The 16,912-nt window shown below is 23.5% G+C and carries 16 protein-coding genes and 3 tRNA genes; 11 read left to right on the top strand and 8 right to left on the bottom strand.

Features of this window, described 5'->3' with window-relative positions; genetic code table 11:
- The first annotated feature begins 126 nt into the window (after nt 1-126).
- From DDW03_RS02040 to DDW03_RS02050, 3 genes are all read left to right on the top strand, one after another.
- The gene (locus DDW03_RS02040; protein WP_228615403.1) at nt 127-717 is read left to right on the top strand and encodes a methyltransferase family protein; all 591 of its coding nucleotides are present in this window, start codon (nt 127-129) and stop codon (nt 715-717) included.
- 60 nt (nt 718-777) lie between these two features.
- Nucleotides 778-1,638 (top strand): hypothetical protein, encoded by an 861-nt coding sequence (locus tag DDW03_RS02045; RefSeq protein ID WP_228615404.1) that lies wholly within the window; start codon nt 778-780, stop codon nt 1,636-1,638.
- Nucleotides 1,639-1,689: 51 nt separating this feature from the next.
- Nucleotides 1,690-1,763 (top strand) — tRNA-Pro (locus DDW03_RS02050).
- Here DDW03_RS02050 and DDW03_RS02055 read toward each other — a convergent pair.
- Complete coding sequence (locus DDW03_RS02055; protein ID WP_228615405.1) at nt 1,764-4,040, bottom strand: thermopsin family protease; 2,277 nt, start codon at nt 4,038-4,040, stop codon at nt 1,764-1,766.
- A 51-nt stretch (nt 4,041-4,091) separates the two neighbouring features.
- On the opposite strand from DDW03_RS02055, the gene trmY reads away from it, so the two are divergent.
- The 6 genes from trmY to DDW03_RS02085 all read left to right on the top strand — a co-directional run bounded on the left by trmY (nt 4,092) and on the right by DDW03_RS02085 (nt 7,998).
- On the top strand, nt 4,092-4,709 hold the full coding sequence (gene trmY, locus DDW03_RS02060; RefSeq protein WP_228615406.1) for a tRNA (pseudouridine(54)-N(1))-methyltransferase TrmY: 618 nt from the start codon (nt 4,092-4,094) through the stop codon (nt 4,707-4,709).
- On the top strand, nt 4,706-5,191 hold the full coding sequence (locus DDW03_RS02065; protein WP_228615407.1) for a hypothetical protein: 486 nt from the start codon (nt 4,706-4,708) through the stop codon (nt 5,189-5,191). Before trmY ends, DDW03_RS02065 begins: the two co-directional genes overlap by 4 nt.
- 8 nt (nt 5,192-5,199) lie before the next feature.
- A tRNA-Arg gene (locus DDW03_RS02070) sits at nt 5,200-5,274 on the top strand.
- Between the two features lie 60 nt (nt 5,275-5,334).
- Complete coding sequence (locus tag DDW03_RS02075) at nt 5,335-6,000, top strand: hypothetical protein (RefSeq protein WP_228615408.1); 666 nt, start codon at nt 5,335-5,337, stop codon at nt 5,998-6,000.
- Between the two features lie 147 nt (nt 6,001-6,147).
- Nucleotides 6,148-6,960: a YdcF family protein gene (locus DDW03_RS02080; RefSeq protein WP_228615409.1), complete on the top strand. Its 813-nt coding sequence runs from the start codon at nt 6,148-6,150 to the stop codon at nt 6,958-6,960.
- Nucleotides 6,961-7,296: 336 nt separating this feature from the next.
- Nucleotides 7,297-7,998, top strand: a complete 702-nt coding sequence (locus tag DDW03_RS02085) for a hypothetical protein (RefSeq protein ID WP_228615410.1) — start codon at nt 7,297-7,299, stop codon at nt 7,996-7,998.
- Between the two features lie 7 nt (nt 7,999-8,005).
- Here the strand turns inward: DDW03_RS02085 and DDW03_RS02090 are convergent.
- From DDW03_RS02090 to DDW03_RS02110, 5 genes are all read right to left on the bottom strand, one after another.
- Nucleotides 8,006-8,089 (bottom strand) — tRNA-Leu (locus tag DDW03_RS02090).
- Between the two features lie 9 nt (nt 8,090-8,098).
- Complete coding sequence (locus DDW03_RS02790) at nt 8,099-10,705, bottom strand: alanine--tRNA ligase-related protein (protein WP_228615411.1); 2,607 nt, start codon at nt 10,703-10,705, stop codon at nt 8,099-8,101.
- Complete coding sequence (locus DDW03_RS02100; protein WP_228615412.1) at nt 10,695-11,555, bottom strand: DUF7121 family protein; 861 nt, start codon at nt 11,553-11,555, stop codon at nt 10,695-10,697. The genes DDW03_RS02790 and DDW03_RS02100 overlap by 11 nt, the downstream gene beginning before the upstream one ends.
- 35 nt (nt 11,556-11,590) lie before the next feature.
- Nucleotides 11,591-11,899, bottom strand: coding sequence for a 50S ribosomal protein L12 (rpl12p, locus tag DDW03_RS02105; protein WP_228615413.1), 309 nt, complete (start codon nt 11,897-11,899; stop codon nt 11,591-11,593).
- Between the two features lie 43 nt (nt 11,900-11,942).
- Nucleotides 11,943-13,061 carry a fructose-1,6-bisphosphatase gene (locus DDW03_RS02110; protein WP_228615414.1) on the bottom strand — a complete coding sequence of 373 codons (1,119 nt, stop codon included), beginning with the start codon at nt 13,059-13,061 and terminating at the stop codon, nt 11,943-11,945.
- A 96-nt stretch (nt 13,062-13,157) separates the two neighbouring features.
- Between DDW03_RS02110 and dnaG the strand changes: the two genes are divergently transcribed.
- Entirely contained in the window at nt 13,158-14,345 is a 1,188-nt protein-coding gene (dnaG, locus tag DDW03_RS02115) for a DNA primase DnaG (protein ID WP_228615415.1), read from the top strand.
- Here the strand turns inward: dnaG and DDW03_RS02120 are convergent.
- Nucleotides 14,342-14,815 (bottom strand): hypothetical protein, encoded by a 474-nt coding sequence (locus DDW03_RS02120; protein ID WP_228615416.1) that lies wholly within the window; start codon nt 14,813-14,815, stop codon nt 14,342-14,344. The two genes, dnaG and DDW03_RS02120, sit on opposite strands and share 4 nt — an antisense overlap.
- Nucleotides 14,816-14,820: 5 nt before the next feature.
- On the opposite strand from DDW03_RS02120, the gene DDW03_RS02125 reads away from it, so the two are divergent.
- Nucleotides 14,821-15,417, top strand: a complete 597-nt coding sequence (locus tag DDW03_RS02125; protein ID WP_228615417.1) for a tRNA-wybutosine modification methyltransferase TYW3 — start codon at nt 14,821-14,823, stop codon at nt 15,415-15,417.
- Here the strand turns inward: DDW03_RS02125 and DDW03_RS02130 are convergent.
- Complete coding sequence (locus DDW03_RS02130) at nt 15,394-16,887, bottom strand: hypothetical protein (protein WP_228615418.1); 1,494 nt, start codon at nt 16,885-16,887, stop codon at nt 15,394-15,396. The genes DDW03_RS02125 and DDW03_RS02130 overlap by 24 nt on opposite strands.
- Nucleotides 16,888-16,912 lie beyond the last annotated feature (25 nt).

Raw genomic sequence — 16,912 nt, forward strand, 5'->3', positions numbered from 1 at the left:
CAAAGAAAAAAACAAAACCACCACAATTTTTATCAAATACATAGATCTCAACTTTATAATATCTTAAACTGATTATATTTTTTCTATTGAGATAAATTTATATTTTAAAAACAATAAAATATTAAAATGATAATAAACTTTGGAATACAGGAATATTTGTTTCTTTTTATAATATCGGAAATAATAGTTGGATTAGTATTACCATTTATTATAATAAAGGAAGAAAGAGAAAAGATAATTGAATTAAAATTATATTCTTTGGTAGGTTTTATATTGTATGTACTTGTTGGAATGACATTTATAGTAATATTATCATCAATAAGTTATTATTATAGTTTTGGATTATTTAATTATAATTTAGGCTATGATATTGGATTTATATTATTTATAATAGGAATAATATTACAGGGTATTGCTGAAGCAACCCTTGGAAAATACTATTTACCATCTATTGGAACTGTTGAAGGTCAAAAGATAGTTAAAGATGGTATATATAAATATATAAGACATCCAGGATATTTAGGAGAAATAATAATATTTTTTGGACTGGGATTTGTAACATATAGTTTATTAGGAATATTGGGTGCTTTTATTGTATCATTAATGGTATATGTTGGAGAAGTAATTCCAGAAGAAAAATATATGTTACAAAAGTTTGGAAAGGAATATGAAGAATATATGAAAGAAACTTTTAGATTTATCCCCTATATATTTTAATTTTTTATATATTTTATTTAAGATAATACTTAAAAAATTCAATACTGGTACTATTTTAATATGGAACAAACTAAAATATACTTCATTGGCTTGATCATCTTAATTGCGGTAGTATCGACATTGGTATTATTTACTAATTTTATATCTAACGCAAGTCTAGAATTTGCAAAACTTGAAATTGCAAACCTTCAAAATAATTATACAACTTTACAAAACCAATATCAGGCATTACAATCTCAATACAATATCCTAGAATCCAATTATGAAAATCTAGAAACAAATTATACAAATTTACAAAATATGTATCAATCATTGCAATCCCAATATAACTCATTACAAGATAACTATAATTCGTTAAAAGATATGTATTCAATCCTTCAATCCAATTACACAACTCTACAAAACATGTATCAAACTTTACAATCCCAGTATAATACATTAGAATCTAACTATGAAAATTTACAAACAAATTATACAAATTTACAAAATATGTATCAGACGCTACAAACTCAGTATAATTCATTACAAAATCAATACAACAATTTAAATAATACTTACTGGAACATATTAACATTTTTAGGTCAAGGTAATGGTAGTGTTATGCTACAACCTTATCAATTTGCATATAAAGAAATTGCTGTACCACCTGGATTTTCAGGAATAATATACATAACAGTATCTGCATCAGGTCCTGTTAATGTTTTCGTATTTGATTTAAATGATCTAATACAAGCTATTAAAGGCAATCCATATGGATATTACTTATATAGTCAAGGGTCATATATAAATGAAAATGTATCTGTAGGTCCAGGTTTTTATATAGTCTTTATATATAATCCAAACAATAATACAGAAATTTCATTATCATATGATGTAACAACAACATATACAACAGAACCACAACTATTCTTAAATACATAAAAATTCAATTATTTATTCCTTATATTTTTTTATTTTTTATATATTTTATCTGGGACCGTAGTCCAGCCTGGAAGGATGTCGGTTTGGGGTACCGGTGGTCCCGGGTTCAAGTCCCGGCGGTCCCATCAATATAAAATAAATATTACTACTCCAATTATTCCTCCAACTAATAATCCAATATTTAAATAATTATATTGAATTGTTTCATTGAATTGTATGACAATATTTAAAGGTTGATTTACAATATAATTGTATCCATTTTCATAATAAATTGTATTATAAAAGAATCCTGGATAAATATATTTTGAAGGCAAAATATTTATTATAGTTCCATTATTTAAAAATATAGAAACATTTCCATAATTATTTATAGAATTGTTTATAGAAATATTTACTAAGAATGGCGTATTAATATTTACTAAATATTGATATATACAATAATTAGACAGATCAATACTTGTTGGAGAAGTTATATTTATTGTTATATTATTTTGATTACAATATAATCTTTCCTGATTATTTATATAATTAATTAGATTTATTAATATGGTTATATTATTATTTGCATTTATATAAAAACTATTATTCCCAAAATATGTATTATTATTTATTGTATAATTAAATGGAAAAGATATATTTAATTGATATTGTAAATAGCAATAATTTGATAGATTAATAATTTCTGGGTTATTTATATTTAATGTTATATTATTTGGACAATAATATTGATAATTTCCGAAATTATATGTTTGATTTAAGTAAATATTCAATAAATTATTTGCATAAAGGTAATATGTATTATTATAATATGTTTCATTTAGATAATTTCCGGAAATCATAAAATTTATCCCAATACTATCATTTATGGTTACTAAATAATATTCTGTATAGTTTGCAGAAATATTATAATTATTATTTACTAACAAACTTATATTTACATATTGTTGGGAATAATTAATATTATAATTTTCTCCATTTATTGTTAAATTATTTAGTAAATATAACGTATTATTTTGATAAATATATATTGGGATATTTATATTAAAAACTGTTCCAAATGGATATTGATAATTTATATATGAATTATTGTAAGAATAATAAACGGATATATTGTAATTTAAAGGAGTTATACTTCCAAAATATTCTGGATAAAAAGGACCTTCAGATAAATTTACAAATCCTTGAGATATTATATTTTCATTAATATTTGAAGAATATTCTGCCGTATTATAACCAAAATTAAATATTGAAGGATCCGGGGTAATATATTGATTATTATATAAATAATACAAACCTAAATAACCACTAATATTGTTTATATCTATACATGTTCCATATCCGGGCCCTCCAATAACTAATTCTAAATCTTCTACATTATTAGAACCTGTAATAGATGGAGAAATAACTATATTACCGGATGATGGAATTAATAGTGTAACATTATCATACCAATATATATTTTGTCCATCAAAACTATATCCAAATTGAATTTCTGGATAAGAATTATTTTGAGTAACATTAATTATTAGAAATACATTTAATGGATATTGTAAATTAGAATAGTTTGTTTCATATACATAAAAATATTTATTATCATAATTACTTACTATTCCATTTCCTTCAATTGAATTATTTGATAAATAAGAATTTAATGATGTAGAATTCCATATATTATCAACAAATTCATAATATCCACCAGTATTATTTATTAACAAAACATTTTGTAACCAATAATATTGACCATTACTTAATTCTAGGACTGCATTTAATTGTATAGAACCTGAATCTTCACCTATAAAATTATTAGAACATGAAGGATCAACATATGAACTAAAACTATTTAAATAAATATCCCCAATAACTTCGTTTGTTGTAATATTATATCCATAAATATTTCCATTGTTAATATATATACCATAATCAGAAATTCCTATTGGAAAATAAATATTATTTATTGGTTGATTTATTAAACTATATGTAGAATAATAATATGCATTTTGTGTATTGTTATTATAAATTACTATATAATAATTTCCCGAGGATAAAAATATACTTTGATTTATATAATTTGTATAGTTCTGATAAATTGATGTAAAATTACTACCATTTTGAAAATTTTGATAATTTTGCTGATTCATTATATAAAAAGATAAAGGAATAGTTGAATTAAAATATATATTTAAATATTGATTTGATGAATTTATTGGATAAGAAAAATAATATCCTGGATATAAAATATAAAAATCACCATAAGATCCCTGTCCTAAATTGTATAGATTTAATTGATTTATATTTATTGGATTTATTGGAATATTAAACAATGTTGATGAATAATTTTGTGAGTATATATTAAAAAAATTAAATATTAGAATTAATAATGCAAATAGTTTTAATTTATTCATAAGATTTTATTATTATTCATTTTTTATAAGATTTTATTTGAATATTTGATTATGAGAATATTCATTTTTTATTCAAATACCATAAGAACTGATGGAAATTTTAAAAACATATATTATTCTGGAAGATTGGATATAGCAATTAATTCAATTATACATGCTTTCTTTGTATCTAATGGATTAAGAAAAAATATTAGATTTGATTTATGTTTAAATGGAAAACCAGTTCCTCCTAGATTGATAAGAATAGAATCAGATATAAATACCCCATGGTCAAAAAAGGATATATCTACATTATTATCGATATCATTGAAAAAATATAATAAAAAGAATATTAAAAATCCATTCCCAGGTATATATGTTGATAAAATTGACTTTTTCGATTTATTAAGAGAATATAAAGATAATGGAAAAAATATATATTTATTGGATAAAGATGGGGAATTTATTGAAAATATAAAAATTGAAAATCCTGTATTTATTATTGGAGATTTTTTGGGAATACCAAAAGATATAAAGAAAAAGATAGAAAATGATGTAATAAAGATTTCCTTAGGAGATATTAATTATTTTTCATCACAGGTTATTGTAATATTAAACTATTATTTAGATAAAATGAATTTTGAAAAAGATATATATGATACTTCATATAAATTTATTTATAGGGAATGATACTTGGTTTAGATCTATCTGCAAAAGAAAATAATAGAACTGGATATTTTTACTTTAATAAAAAGCCAGTATTTGGGGTATTATATAAAAATGAGGAAATATTAAATTTAATAGAAAGTGAAAAATTTAAATATATATTTATTGATGCTCCTTTAAGTTATGAATATCCATATAGAGAAGAAGAAAGATTATTATATAAATATGGATTCAAACCATTGCCATTATCTTTAAAATCAATGAAATTATTATATGAAAGAGCCAACTTATTAAAAAGTAAAATAATGGAAATTAATAATGATATAGAAGTATATGAAACATTTCCTAGAGCTGTGGAAAAAATATTAAAATTAAAATATCAATATTTTTCAAGAATATTTAAATATAAAGATATTTATGACGCTTATTTATCCTATTTAGCTGGCTTATTTTTTAAATTGAATAAATATCAAAAATTTGGAAATTTAATACTACCAAAGATATAATATATATAGGACCCGTAGTTCAGCATGGATAGAATTCTCGGTTGCGGTCCGAGAGGTCCGGGGTTCGAATCCCCGCGGGTCCATATATAAATTTTTGTTACTAAAAGATAACAATAAAAGTATTTTTCAATATTATAATAAAAATGTCTGAAATATACTATATAATCTTCGATACAATAGTTTTTGAAATAACAAGAGAAAATAATCTGGATAAAATACTAGCATATCAAATAGATAAAAAAGAATCTCCACCTTATATTTTTCTAACAGAAAAGAGGATACCTGAAGTATTAGAAATTTATAGAAAAACTATAAGTGGACGTTATCCTGCGGCTTTTATATTCCCCTCACCATCAGTCGAAATAATTGGAAAAGCCACTTATTTTGATGATCAATTTTTCTTAATTGTAGCATATACAGAAGAATTACCACTTTATGTACCTTTTGATAAATTAATTAGTGTATCTAAAATAATAATTTATGAGGATGATCCACAAAAGATAAAGGTTATAGGTGCTTGCGGATCGGATGCTTTAAATATTCTAATGAATAATAATAATTTAAATAATGATAATGATAAGAATAAGAAGGAGTTAAAGTTAAGACATTATACTATAGATTTAAGGAAAGCCAATTTAAATAATCTAACCAGGTTTTTTATATACAATTCTGTAAATAAGCAAAGTAATAAAGATGGAGAAATGAAAGTAGCCGGCACGTATATTTTTATTGGTGAAGACGAAAATCTTTCATGTAAACAATCTTATATAGCTCCTAAAGATATTAAAATACTTGAATTTTATAAGTAAGAATATAATTTCAAGCAATGGAGGGAATTTGAATCTTTAGAAGATCTTTTTGTCCATTTAGATTTATTCGATTAGAGATCTATATATAAATTTTATGTTACTAAAAGATAGTAACAAATAAAAATCTTTTTACTATAATAAAATATAATGGCATACTTAACAAACATGCTTTTTCCATATAGGGAAAGAAAAAGTGAAAAGTCAAATCTCACTCTTGATAGTATAATTAATAGTTCTAGAAATCCTGGAAATTATGAAAATACAAATTTCAATTATCCTAAAAAACCACATTATTATGCTATAATTGTTTTAGGAGGAGGTCCAGAACATACTGAATATAGACTTAAAAAAGCAATAGAATTATACAAACAAGGAATTGCAGATTACTTGATTGTAACAGTTGGTGAAACCGATGTTTCTATTGCTAAAAAAATAATAGAAAATGCTGATATAGATAAAGATAAATATATAGTTGATGATAGATCTACAACTACATTGCATAATGCTCTTTATGCTAAAGAAATACTTCGAAATTTAAATGTACCAAAAGGTACATTAACAGCAATATTAACAGAAAGTCCTCATTGTCCTAGAGCTAGGGATACATTTGACCTAATCTTTAGAGGAAAATATAAAATAGATTCAATTTGTATTGAGCCTCTTCCAGATCCATATATGTGGGGTAAAGAAGAAAAAATAAAAAGTATAAGAAAATACATTCATCCTTTATATCCCTCATTAATTATCTCCTTAACATATTCAGAAAAATATTTAAGTTATTTACCAGGAATGAATGAAGAAAAAGCAGAGAAAATTGTTGATAAATTTGTAAGATCTACATCAGATACTATTAGCTATTTATTTAATACATCCTTAAAATATGCTAATAATGTAAAAGAATATATCAAGAGAGTACTTGGAAGTTATAGATCACATGTAAATGCATCTCCAAGTAGCTAATAAATATAGTTAAATAAGATAATATGGGTCTATTATAAATGCAAAATTAAAAATATAGAATTAAAGGAAAATAAATATTATGTATATGCAAATTTTCTCAGAAATCAATTATAACTTTTATATTCTTCAAAAATACTTGAAAAATCAAAAAATAGGAAATCAAAAATTAAAAATTATATACAAATAAATATATTTTTACATTTATTTCTTAAATAATACAAAAGGCTCTTTCTAAAAAATCCTTTCAGTAAGTATTACTTTTTAAAACATCTTTATATATAAATTTTATGTTACTATAAGATAGTAATAAAAACTTTTTCATAATATTATGATAAAATGCCTTCGTATATAACGCTTAAAGCAAGAGTATATTATATAACTAGAGATGGAGGTTTGTACAATATACATGCATATGTTGAATACAACAGGGGAAGAGAAAAAGAACGTAAATTCTTTACTTTGCAAACAGAAAAGGAAATTCCAAAAATAATATTTGAAAAATATAGAAAGATAAAAGATGAAGATAAATATTATTTTCCTAAGGTATTTATAGTACCAACTCCATCAATAAGAATAAGAAAAAATAAAAAAAACATTCCTAATAAAACAGCTATTCCTTTTGATGAGAAGTTTAAGTTAGTTGTAATATATGCAAAAGACCCACCCTATCGTATACGTTTAGATAAATTAATTAAAGTGTCTAGCATGAGAATTTACGTAAGAAAGGATAAACTAAGAAGGATGTATGTTGAAGGTTTTTGTGAACCTGACGCTTTAGACGCTTTAATAAATAATAATAATTTAGAGTCAAAATCTTATAATATAGATTTAAGAGAAGCCAATTTAGATGATCTACTCAAGTTTATTAGATATGATGTTAAATACAATTCTAAAAATAATCAAAATAATAGAAATGAAGAAATGGAAAAAACTGGCCCATATATTTTTATTGATAAAGGTCGAAATCTTTCATGTAAACAATCTTATATAGCTCCTAAAGATATTAAAATACTTGAGATATATAAGATAAAAATATAATTTTAAATGCGGCGGAGGGGATTTGAACCCCTGGCGGATCTTATCCAATCGGACCTAAACCGACCCCCTTTGACCTCTCGGGCACCGCCGCTTATAAAAATTAATTTACTTTCTTTATATAAAATTTATCAACTTTCTTTTCTCCTTCCTTTAAATTAATTATTCCATCCTTACACTTCAAATTTATATCATTTATTAAATTTTTATACTTCAAAACATATTTTATTATATCAGAAATATATAAATTGGTTTCTAAATATAATTTTCCATCTTTTATATTATTTTTAATATATTCTTCTAATATTAAATTTAATTTTTTATTATATTCATCTCTTTCCTTATTTATTTTCTCAATATAATTATTTAAATTATTTATATCAATATTATATTTATTCTTTATATCTAAAATTTTTTCTTCATAATCTTCAAATTCTTCTATAACCCTATCACCAGCAACAAATCTAAATCTTATTAACCCATCTGCAATTTTTTCTACACTTTTTATTTTTACTAATCCGATTTCCAATGTATTATCCAAATGTGTTCCTGAACATGCTTCAACATCTGTATTTTCTATTTCAACAATTCTTAATTTTGTTTCTGGTATAAATCCTCCCTGATATATTATAAATCCATATTTTTCTTCAGCTTCATTCCTTAATAAATAAAATTTATTTATTTTTCTTCCTTCCAATATTATTTTATTTAATTCTTTTTCAATTAACTTTATTTCATTGTATGATGGTACTTTATAATGCGTAACATCCAATTTTCCTTCATATTCATTTTTTTCAGCACCTGCCTGCCAGATATGATTTCCATATATTTTTCTTAATACAGATGTTAATAAATGGGTTGCAGTATGATGTCTAGATATTCTATATCTTCTATCTTTATCAATAATTTGTAAAATATTCGAATTTTTATCCCAATTAACTTTTCTATCTATTTTATGTAATATTATTTTTTCATATTCAATTACATCAATAACTTTTGCAAAATAATTTTCAAATCCTTCAATTTTATTACCATTTAGATAATCTTTTAATATTTCTTTTACATAATATGGAAAATCATAATTATTTAAAATATCTCTTGAATAATTTTTTATTTCATCTAAATTAAATATATATCCAGTATCATTTACCTGACCACCTTTTGTTGGATAAAATACAGTTCTATCAAATATTAAATATTCATCTTCTATTCCAATTAATTTTCCAATATCATAATATTTTTTCCATGATTCATAAAATGATTTATATGTTTCTGGATAATTTAATTTTAAATTTAATTTTTCTTCTTTTTTTACTTTTTTAGATTTTTCTTTATGTTCCTCAATTAATTTATTTAATTCTTCCCTATTTATTTTTATATTTGGATTTATATCTTCTATAATTTCTAAAGAAATCCCATATGATGTATATAATTCAAATATTTTCTTTGTATCAATATTTTTTAAGTTATTTAAAATTTTTTGAGCATTTTTCTTTACTTCCAAATATTTTTCATATTCATATTTTAATATATCAACAATTTCATTTATATTTTCTTTTAATTTTTCTTCATACCAATCTTCAGAAATCTTTATCAATAATTTTCTTAAGAAATCTTCTATATCATTTACTTCAAAATATTTATCAATAAAATAAAACATCCTTCTTGCAATTAATCTTAAATTATAATTTCCACCTATATTTGAAGGTAATGCTCCATCAGATATTGCAATATATAATGATCTAATATGATCTGAAATTGAATATATTGCCCTCATTATTTCAATATTATTCTTTGGATCTATTCCCTTTTCTTTTAAAAATTCTTCAAAAGATTTTATATCATTATTTTCAAAATCAAATAATGAAGAATACATTGAAATTTTTGATAATAAATCTATATCAATTTCATATTTTATATTATCTAATAAAAATTTTATTGTATTTGGAAATACAATATCATATGATGTACTTGTACCATTTGTAATCCATGCAACCCTTTCTTGTCCCATTCCCATATCTAAAACTTTCAATTTATCCAATTCTATCCATTCATTATTAATAATTTTATATTGCATATATACCTGATTTGCAACCTCTAAACCCCTTATAAAGAATTCAATTGATGTACCACCATTTCCCCCACCTTCCCATTTATCTTCATGAAATATAAATTCATTCATTGGAAAATTATTATCTTCAAACCAATAGTATAGATCTAAAAAATATTGATTTATATCATATTCTTCTGGTTTTACAAATGCATGTTGTCCAATCATTACAAAACCAGTATAATGCCTCCCAGTCAATCCAACATTTCTTACATCATTAAACCTTAAACAAAATTGTGGAACAGTTAATTTTTTTGAAGGTGGTTCCGTATATCCTTCTACAACCCATGGTTGAAAATCTGCAATTGATGCAATTACAAAATCTATATCATCTCTCCATCTAGCTACAACAGGATATCTATTTATTATCGCATATCCTCTTTTATTTAAATACTTTGAAAAGCTTTCCCATACTTCTCTATATTTTAATTTTTTTCCAACAGGGTTGTTTATAAAACCATAATTTTCATGATCTCCACATATTTCCCTATTTTTATCAAAAGTCCAAAAATATCTGCCACAAATTTTACATTTTTTTCTAAATAGACCTAAACTTTCTAAAGATCTTTTTGGATATAATTTTTCATAATTAGATTGCACCCTTTTTCTTTAATAATTCATATTTCTGCATTACTAATATTTCATCCATTGAAAGTTCAGAACCATTCATAATTTTTTGTTGTATCTTTGAATATTCTTCAATTATTTTATTCTTTTCTTCTTCAGATATTTCAACTGCTTGTTTTTGTAATCTCTGACTTATATATCTTTGTAAATCTTCATATAATTTATCTTCAAGTTCTCTTATTTTATCCTTTATTTGTTTTATTTGTTCTTTAAGTTTATTATATTCATCCATTATTTGTGTTAATCTTTCTTTTATTTGTTTTATTTGTTCTTTTACAACCTTTCTTTCATCAATATTTTTTCTAATATTTTGACCTATTATTGATAATTTAGATCTAAAAGCATTATATTCTTCCCTTAATTTATCAAATTCTTGTAAAACAGAAGATATTTCTTCATATTTACCTAAAAGCTTTCTTAAATATTTTATCCTATTCCAAATTTTCTTTTCTTGAGAATATGATAAAACTTCCGTCTGTAAAACATATTCCAATGTTTCCAATTCCTTTTTATATTTATTTATATCTTTTGCAATATCTTTATTCTTAAATATATCTTTTCTTGTTTGCTTTATTTCATCCAGCTTTTTCTTTAATTCTTCCAACTTTTCCAATGTTTTTTGTCTCTCATTCATTAAGTTATCCAATATTTTACTATATTCTTCTTTCTTATTTCTTAATTCCTTTAATTTTTCCAATAATTCTTTTCTTTCTTTATATAAAACTCTCTTTCTAGAGTATAAATTTTCCTTTTCTTCTCCTAGCTTAATTAATTCTTTTTTTGTTAGGATAATGCCCCTATAAAGCTTATCTGAATCAGTCACCTTAAAATTAAATTATATATAAAAATTTATAAATTTTAGAAACCGAATAATGATGACAAACCTTCTAATGCTTGTTCTTCTTTCTTTTCTTCTGCTTTCTTTTCTTGCTTTTCTTCCTTCTTTTGTTCTACTTGCTGTGGAGCAACTTGTGCTGGAGCGATAGATAATGATTCTTCCTTTATTTTATCCAAATCAACTCCCTGTAAACTTGCTAATACAGCATTTACCATTGCATCATTTGGTTCTATTCCTACTGATGTCAATACCTTTTTTATATTATCTGCATTTATTTCCTTTTTAGCTTCATGTAGTAACCATACTGCATATATATATTCAAGACCCATTTATTATTGTTAAAAAAAATATATTTAAAAATGATAACCTTCCCTATTTTATATCCTCAAATCTTTGAATTAGTCTATCTAATATAGGTTTTACTGTGGTTGTTAGTAAATCTTCATAAGATACCCTATGTGGTTCAAATGGACCATGTCTTCTAATATAATCTGCAATCTCCAGTGCTTTATTTCTTGTATAATCAAATGCTGGATCATCAAACATATCTTCTGGTCCATATAATTTATCTTTCTTTACTTGGAATCCCAATGCAATCACCCTTGGAGGTCCATCAAACCTTGTAGCTCTTGCATTCTTTAAACTTACAGGTAATAAAGGACCCCAATATGATCCTCTCATCCATCCATTTACCATATATGGAAATGAAAAAGCTTCCAATATTTCTCCTACTGCAGGAAATCCTTTTTGTGCTCTTACAATCATTACTGGATCATCTTTTCCAGAATATTTGCCAGCCACTTCATATAATCTTTCTGTAGAAGAAACAGCAACAGGTTCATCTTTTGGATATTTATCTGATCTGGGATATACCCTCTTTATAGCAAACCTTTCTGATGTTCCAATTAATAATAATAGATCATAAATTTCTTCTGGAGAATTTAGATATATTCTTTTATGATTATATAAATCCCATACTTCAAATCTAAATCCAGGTCTCATATCTGGATCAATTACCAAACCTGGTGTATTAAATGGATTTGCAAACATTTGAAATAAAGGATAATTAAATGCTCCAGATTCTGTTTTATCCGCAGCAAATACAATTATTGATTCTGAATGCCTTAATGTAAATTCCATTTCTGCAACCCCAGGTCCCATTCCAATTAATGAACCAGTAAATTCATTTTTTAATAAATCACCCCCTGCACCGTATAAATTCATTTCTTTTGCAATTTCGGAATTTTTCTTAAATATTTCAAATGCAATTTGATGTATTTCTCTATTATTTTCCCCTTTATTATGTAATAATATTAAATTCAAATCATCTCCTACATGTGATACAAAATAATCGAATATTTTTTCTCCCTTATATTTATCTAATATATCTGAAGCTGTTTCTTCAAATATTTCCGGAATATTTGAATTTCCTACTAAACTTCCTATATCCGCTTTTAAAACACTTATTGTTATTTTTTCTGATGATGTCATATAATAATTTTTAATTTCATTTTTTATAGTATTATTATACTACCTTTGAGTATAAAATTTTTAATGGTTAAATACCTTTCTTAAAAATATTTAATAATGGCAAAGAGTTCACCACCTTACATAAAATATATGATACATGCGTCAGTATATATTGATGGAGTAGTTGAGAAACCTGATGTAATAGGAGCAATATTTGGACAAACAGAAGGATTGTTAGGATCAGAAATGGATCTAAGAGAATTACAGAGATCTGGAAAAGTTGGAAGAATAGATGTGGATCTTAAAGTAGAAAATGATAAAACAATTGGGGAAATTAGGATACCAACAAGTTTGAATAGATTTGAAACTTCATTAATAGCTGCAACATTGGAAACTGTAACTAGAATTGGACCAACACATGCAACAATAAAAGTACAAAAGATAGAAGATATAAGAAAAACAAAGGTACAGCAAATATTAGAAAGAGCTAGAGAATTATTGACAAAATTAATAAATGAGGAATTACCAGATCCAAAAGAGTTACTATTATATTTAGAATATTCATATAATATGAAATCATTAATTGAATATGGACCAGAAAAATTGCCTGCGGGGCCGGATGTAGATAAATCTGAAGAAATAATATTAGTAGAGGGAAGGGCTGATGTTCTAAATTTATTAAGATATGGAATTACAAATGTAATAGCATTAAATGGATTAAATGTACCAAAAACAGTAATTGATTTATCAAAGAAAAAAATAATAACAACATTCTTTGATGGTGATAGAGGTGGGGATTTATTGGTAAAAGAATGTATGTTAAGTGGTGTTGATATTGATTTTGTAGCAAAACCTGAACCTGGAAGAGAAGTTGAAGAATTATCTGGAAAAGAAATATTAAAAGCATTAAAGAATAAAATATCATTTGATCAGATTAGAGCATATTATGAAAAATTGGAAGGAACTACTGAAGATATAAAAAATATTAGAAGCGAAAAGAAAATAAAGGATCCAATATTACAAAAATTAAAATCATATATGAATGATATATTTAAAACAGATCAAGCTTTATTATTGGATGAAAACTTTAATATATTAAATAAAGTACCTGTAGAAAAATTGGGAGAAATAATATTGAAACATAATAATGTAGCATATTTAGTAATGGATGGAATATTAACAAGGGAATTATTGGAATTAATAGAAAAGAGTACAAACATAAAATATGTTGTATGTATAGATAGTATACAAAAGAGTAGTAATAAGGTAAAGATATATACAATAAGCGATCTTGATAAAGTCTAACTTTTTTCTACTTGATAATTTATTATTCCACTAACAGAATTATTTCCTACAGATGAATAATATAATGTTAAATATAAAATTCCACCGAGTTTTTCCCATTGGACAATTGTTAATCTTGTCTGATCATCCAATTCAAAATTATATTGCAATGTAATATGATTTTCTGGTTGTATTATATATATATTCTGTAAAAAATTTCCTGAAGTTATTATTGATGATGTTTGATATGAATTTTTTAACCCTAAATATGAGAAATATATTTCTACAGAATAGTTATTTGGGTTATTTACATTAAAGGAAAAATAATTTCCATTTACGCTAAAATTTGATATATATAAATTATATATATTTTCAGGATTTACCATTTTATTTCCAACAAAATATGTTGAATATGAATAATATATTATGTAAATTACTGGTATGGAAAATGCTAGAAATAATATATTTAATATTATCTTTTCTCTATCCATAATATATGGATGAATTTAATAAATTAAAAATATATCATATGAAAAAACTTGAGGAAGCTAAGGAAAAATATTTAGCAGATCAACCTATATATTATATTCTAGATCTTATTAATTCATTAGATTTCTTTTTTACAACATCTTCATGTGCAGGTAGGATAATTTTATTAAAAATACCAAAAAGTGGGAAAAAATTTGAGGCCGAATTTCTATTTAAATCCCATTATTATGTAAATTTTTATTATATATGGAATAAATTATTAGAAGTATATAAAAATTATGATGAGAAAATATACTTTAAACAAGAACCATTTATTTTGCATGTATCTTCAAAAAATATAGAAAGGGCATATGAACTATTAAATATTGCAAGAAAATCCGGATTCAAACATTCTGGAATATTTTTGATAAATGATAAAAGGGTAATGGTTGAAATTGTTGGAAATGAAAAAATTGAAACAATTGTATCAAAAAATAGAAAATTATTGGTAGATAAAGAATATTTTTATAATTTAGTAAAAGAGGCAAATGAGAAGTTAAAGAATGTAAGAAAAAGAATAAATATATTTTATAAAAATCTTCTATCCTATTATATAACAAAATGAATTATCACAATAATTATTCATTGTTTCATTATTTATTCCTACAAATTCATATAAATAATAATTGTATGTAAATTGATTATTTATATTTAATTCTGAAACATTACATGTAGCATTAAAGTAATAATTTCCATTATTATTATAACATTCAGATATGGTTGTACATAAATTTGATAAATAACTTTCCAATGAATTTTGTGAATTTGAACAGTCAGAAGAATTTTTGTACGGACCAAATTGCAATGTTTCATTATTTATAGAGCAACTTACATTATTATAATTTATCTGAATATCTACAGGTATTAAAGCTGGATAATATCCATCAGTATAATATGCATAATTTTCTAAAATATTTTCTACAAAACTTGTACTAACTTCTACATTTTTTTCATTAATAATATTTACACCAGTTATATTATACCAATATCCATTGAATATGTTGATTTTATTCAATACTTGATAATTTAACTTTGATAAAATGGCACTTACATTATTTAAACATTCCTTCATATATTCACTATATATACTATTTACTATACATTGATTATTTACAATCTGCCCAATTGATTCACATGGTATTACGATTGTTACATTTGTAATATTTGGATCTTCTACTGGCAAAAGTTGAGATGTATATAGATCTAAAACATAATAATACGGATTATTGAATGAAAAATTTAAATATAAATTATCTCCGATTGTTTCTTCAGAATATGCACTTTGATATAAATCTATATAATTTGATTGATTTATTAAATTGTTATATATAAATTGAAATGTTTGATTATATAAATAATCTATTAATTCATTATAATATAATAAAAAGGGATATATTGAATAACCTATTTGATTATTTAATTCAGGGAAAGTTAAACTTCTTTCATATTTATTTAATACAAAGAAATAATATTGTGGATTTGATAATACAAAATTATTAGAACCATCATAATAGAAATCCTGATATGAAAAATTTGCATGTTTAAAATTTAAATTTCCATTTAAATATCCGATTTCATTGTTTAAATCTTGACTTACAATGTTTTTAATACTAAAAAATATATTTTCAATATTTTGATAGTTGTTTACATTATTTAAAGGAATTACTGGGACACATAATGAATAAATTATGTTATAATTATTTCCATTATCTTCTATATTGGTTAGATTAAATAAAAAAGGAACTTCACATTGAGAATAATAATTTGGAATATTATTTCCAAATATATAATTTATATTATATGTAGATCCTTTAAAAATATTTGTAAAAAGATTATTTAATAAATTATATCTAATATCAAATGGTATATAAACAAATAATATATATAAAAATCCCTGATATGCAATATAATCTTCACTTAAATATTTTAAAGATTGAGTTGCAATTTGAATCTGGGAATTTAAATAAAATATACCAAAGAGAACTAAAATTATTACTCCTAAGAATAATGCTACTGGTGCTAAAGATGTTTTCATATAAATTCAATAAATTTTAAAATTA

Source organism: Candidatus Nanobsidianus stetteri (assembly GCF_003086415.1).
GTDB classification, from domain to species: domain Archaea; phylum Nanobdellota; class Nanobdellia; order Nanobdellales; family Nanobdellaceae; genus Nanobdella; species Nanobdella stetteri_A.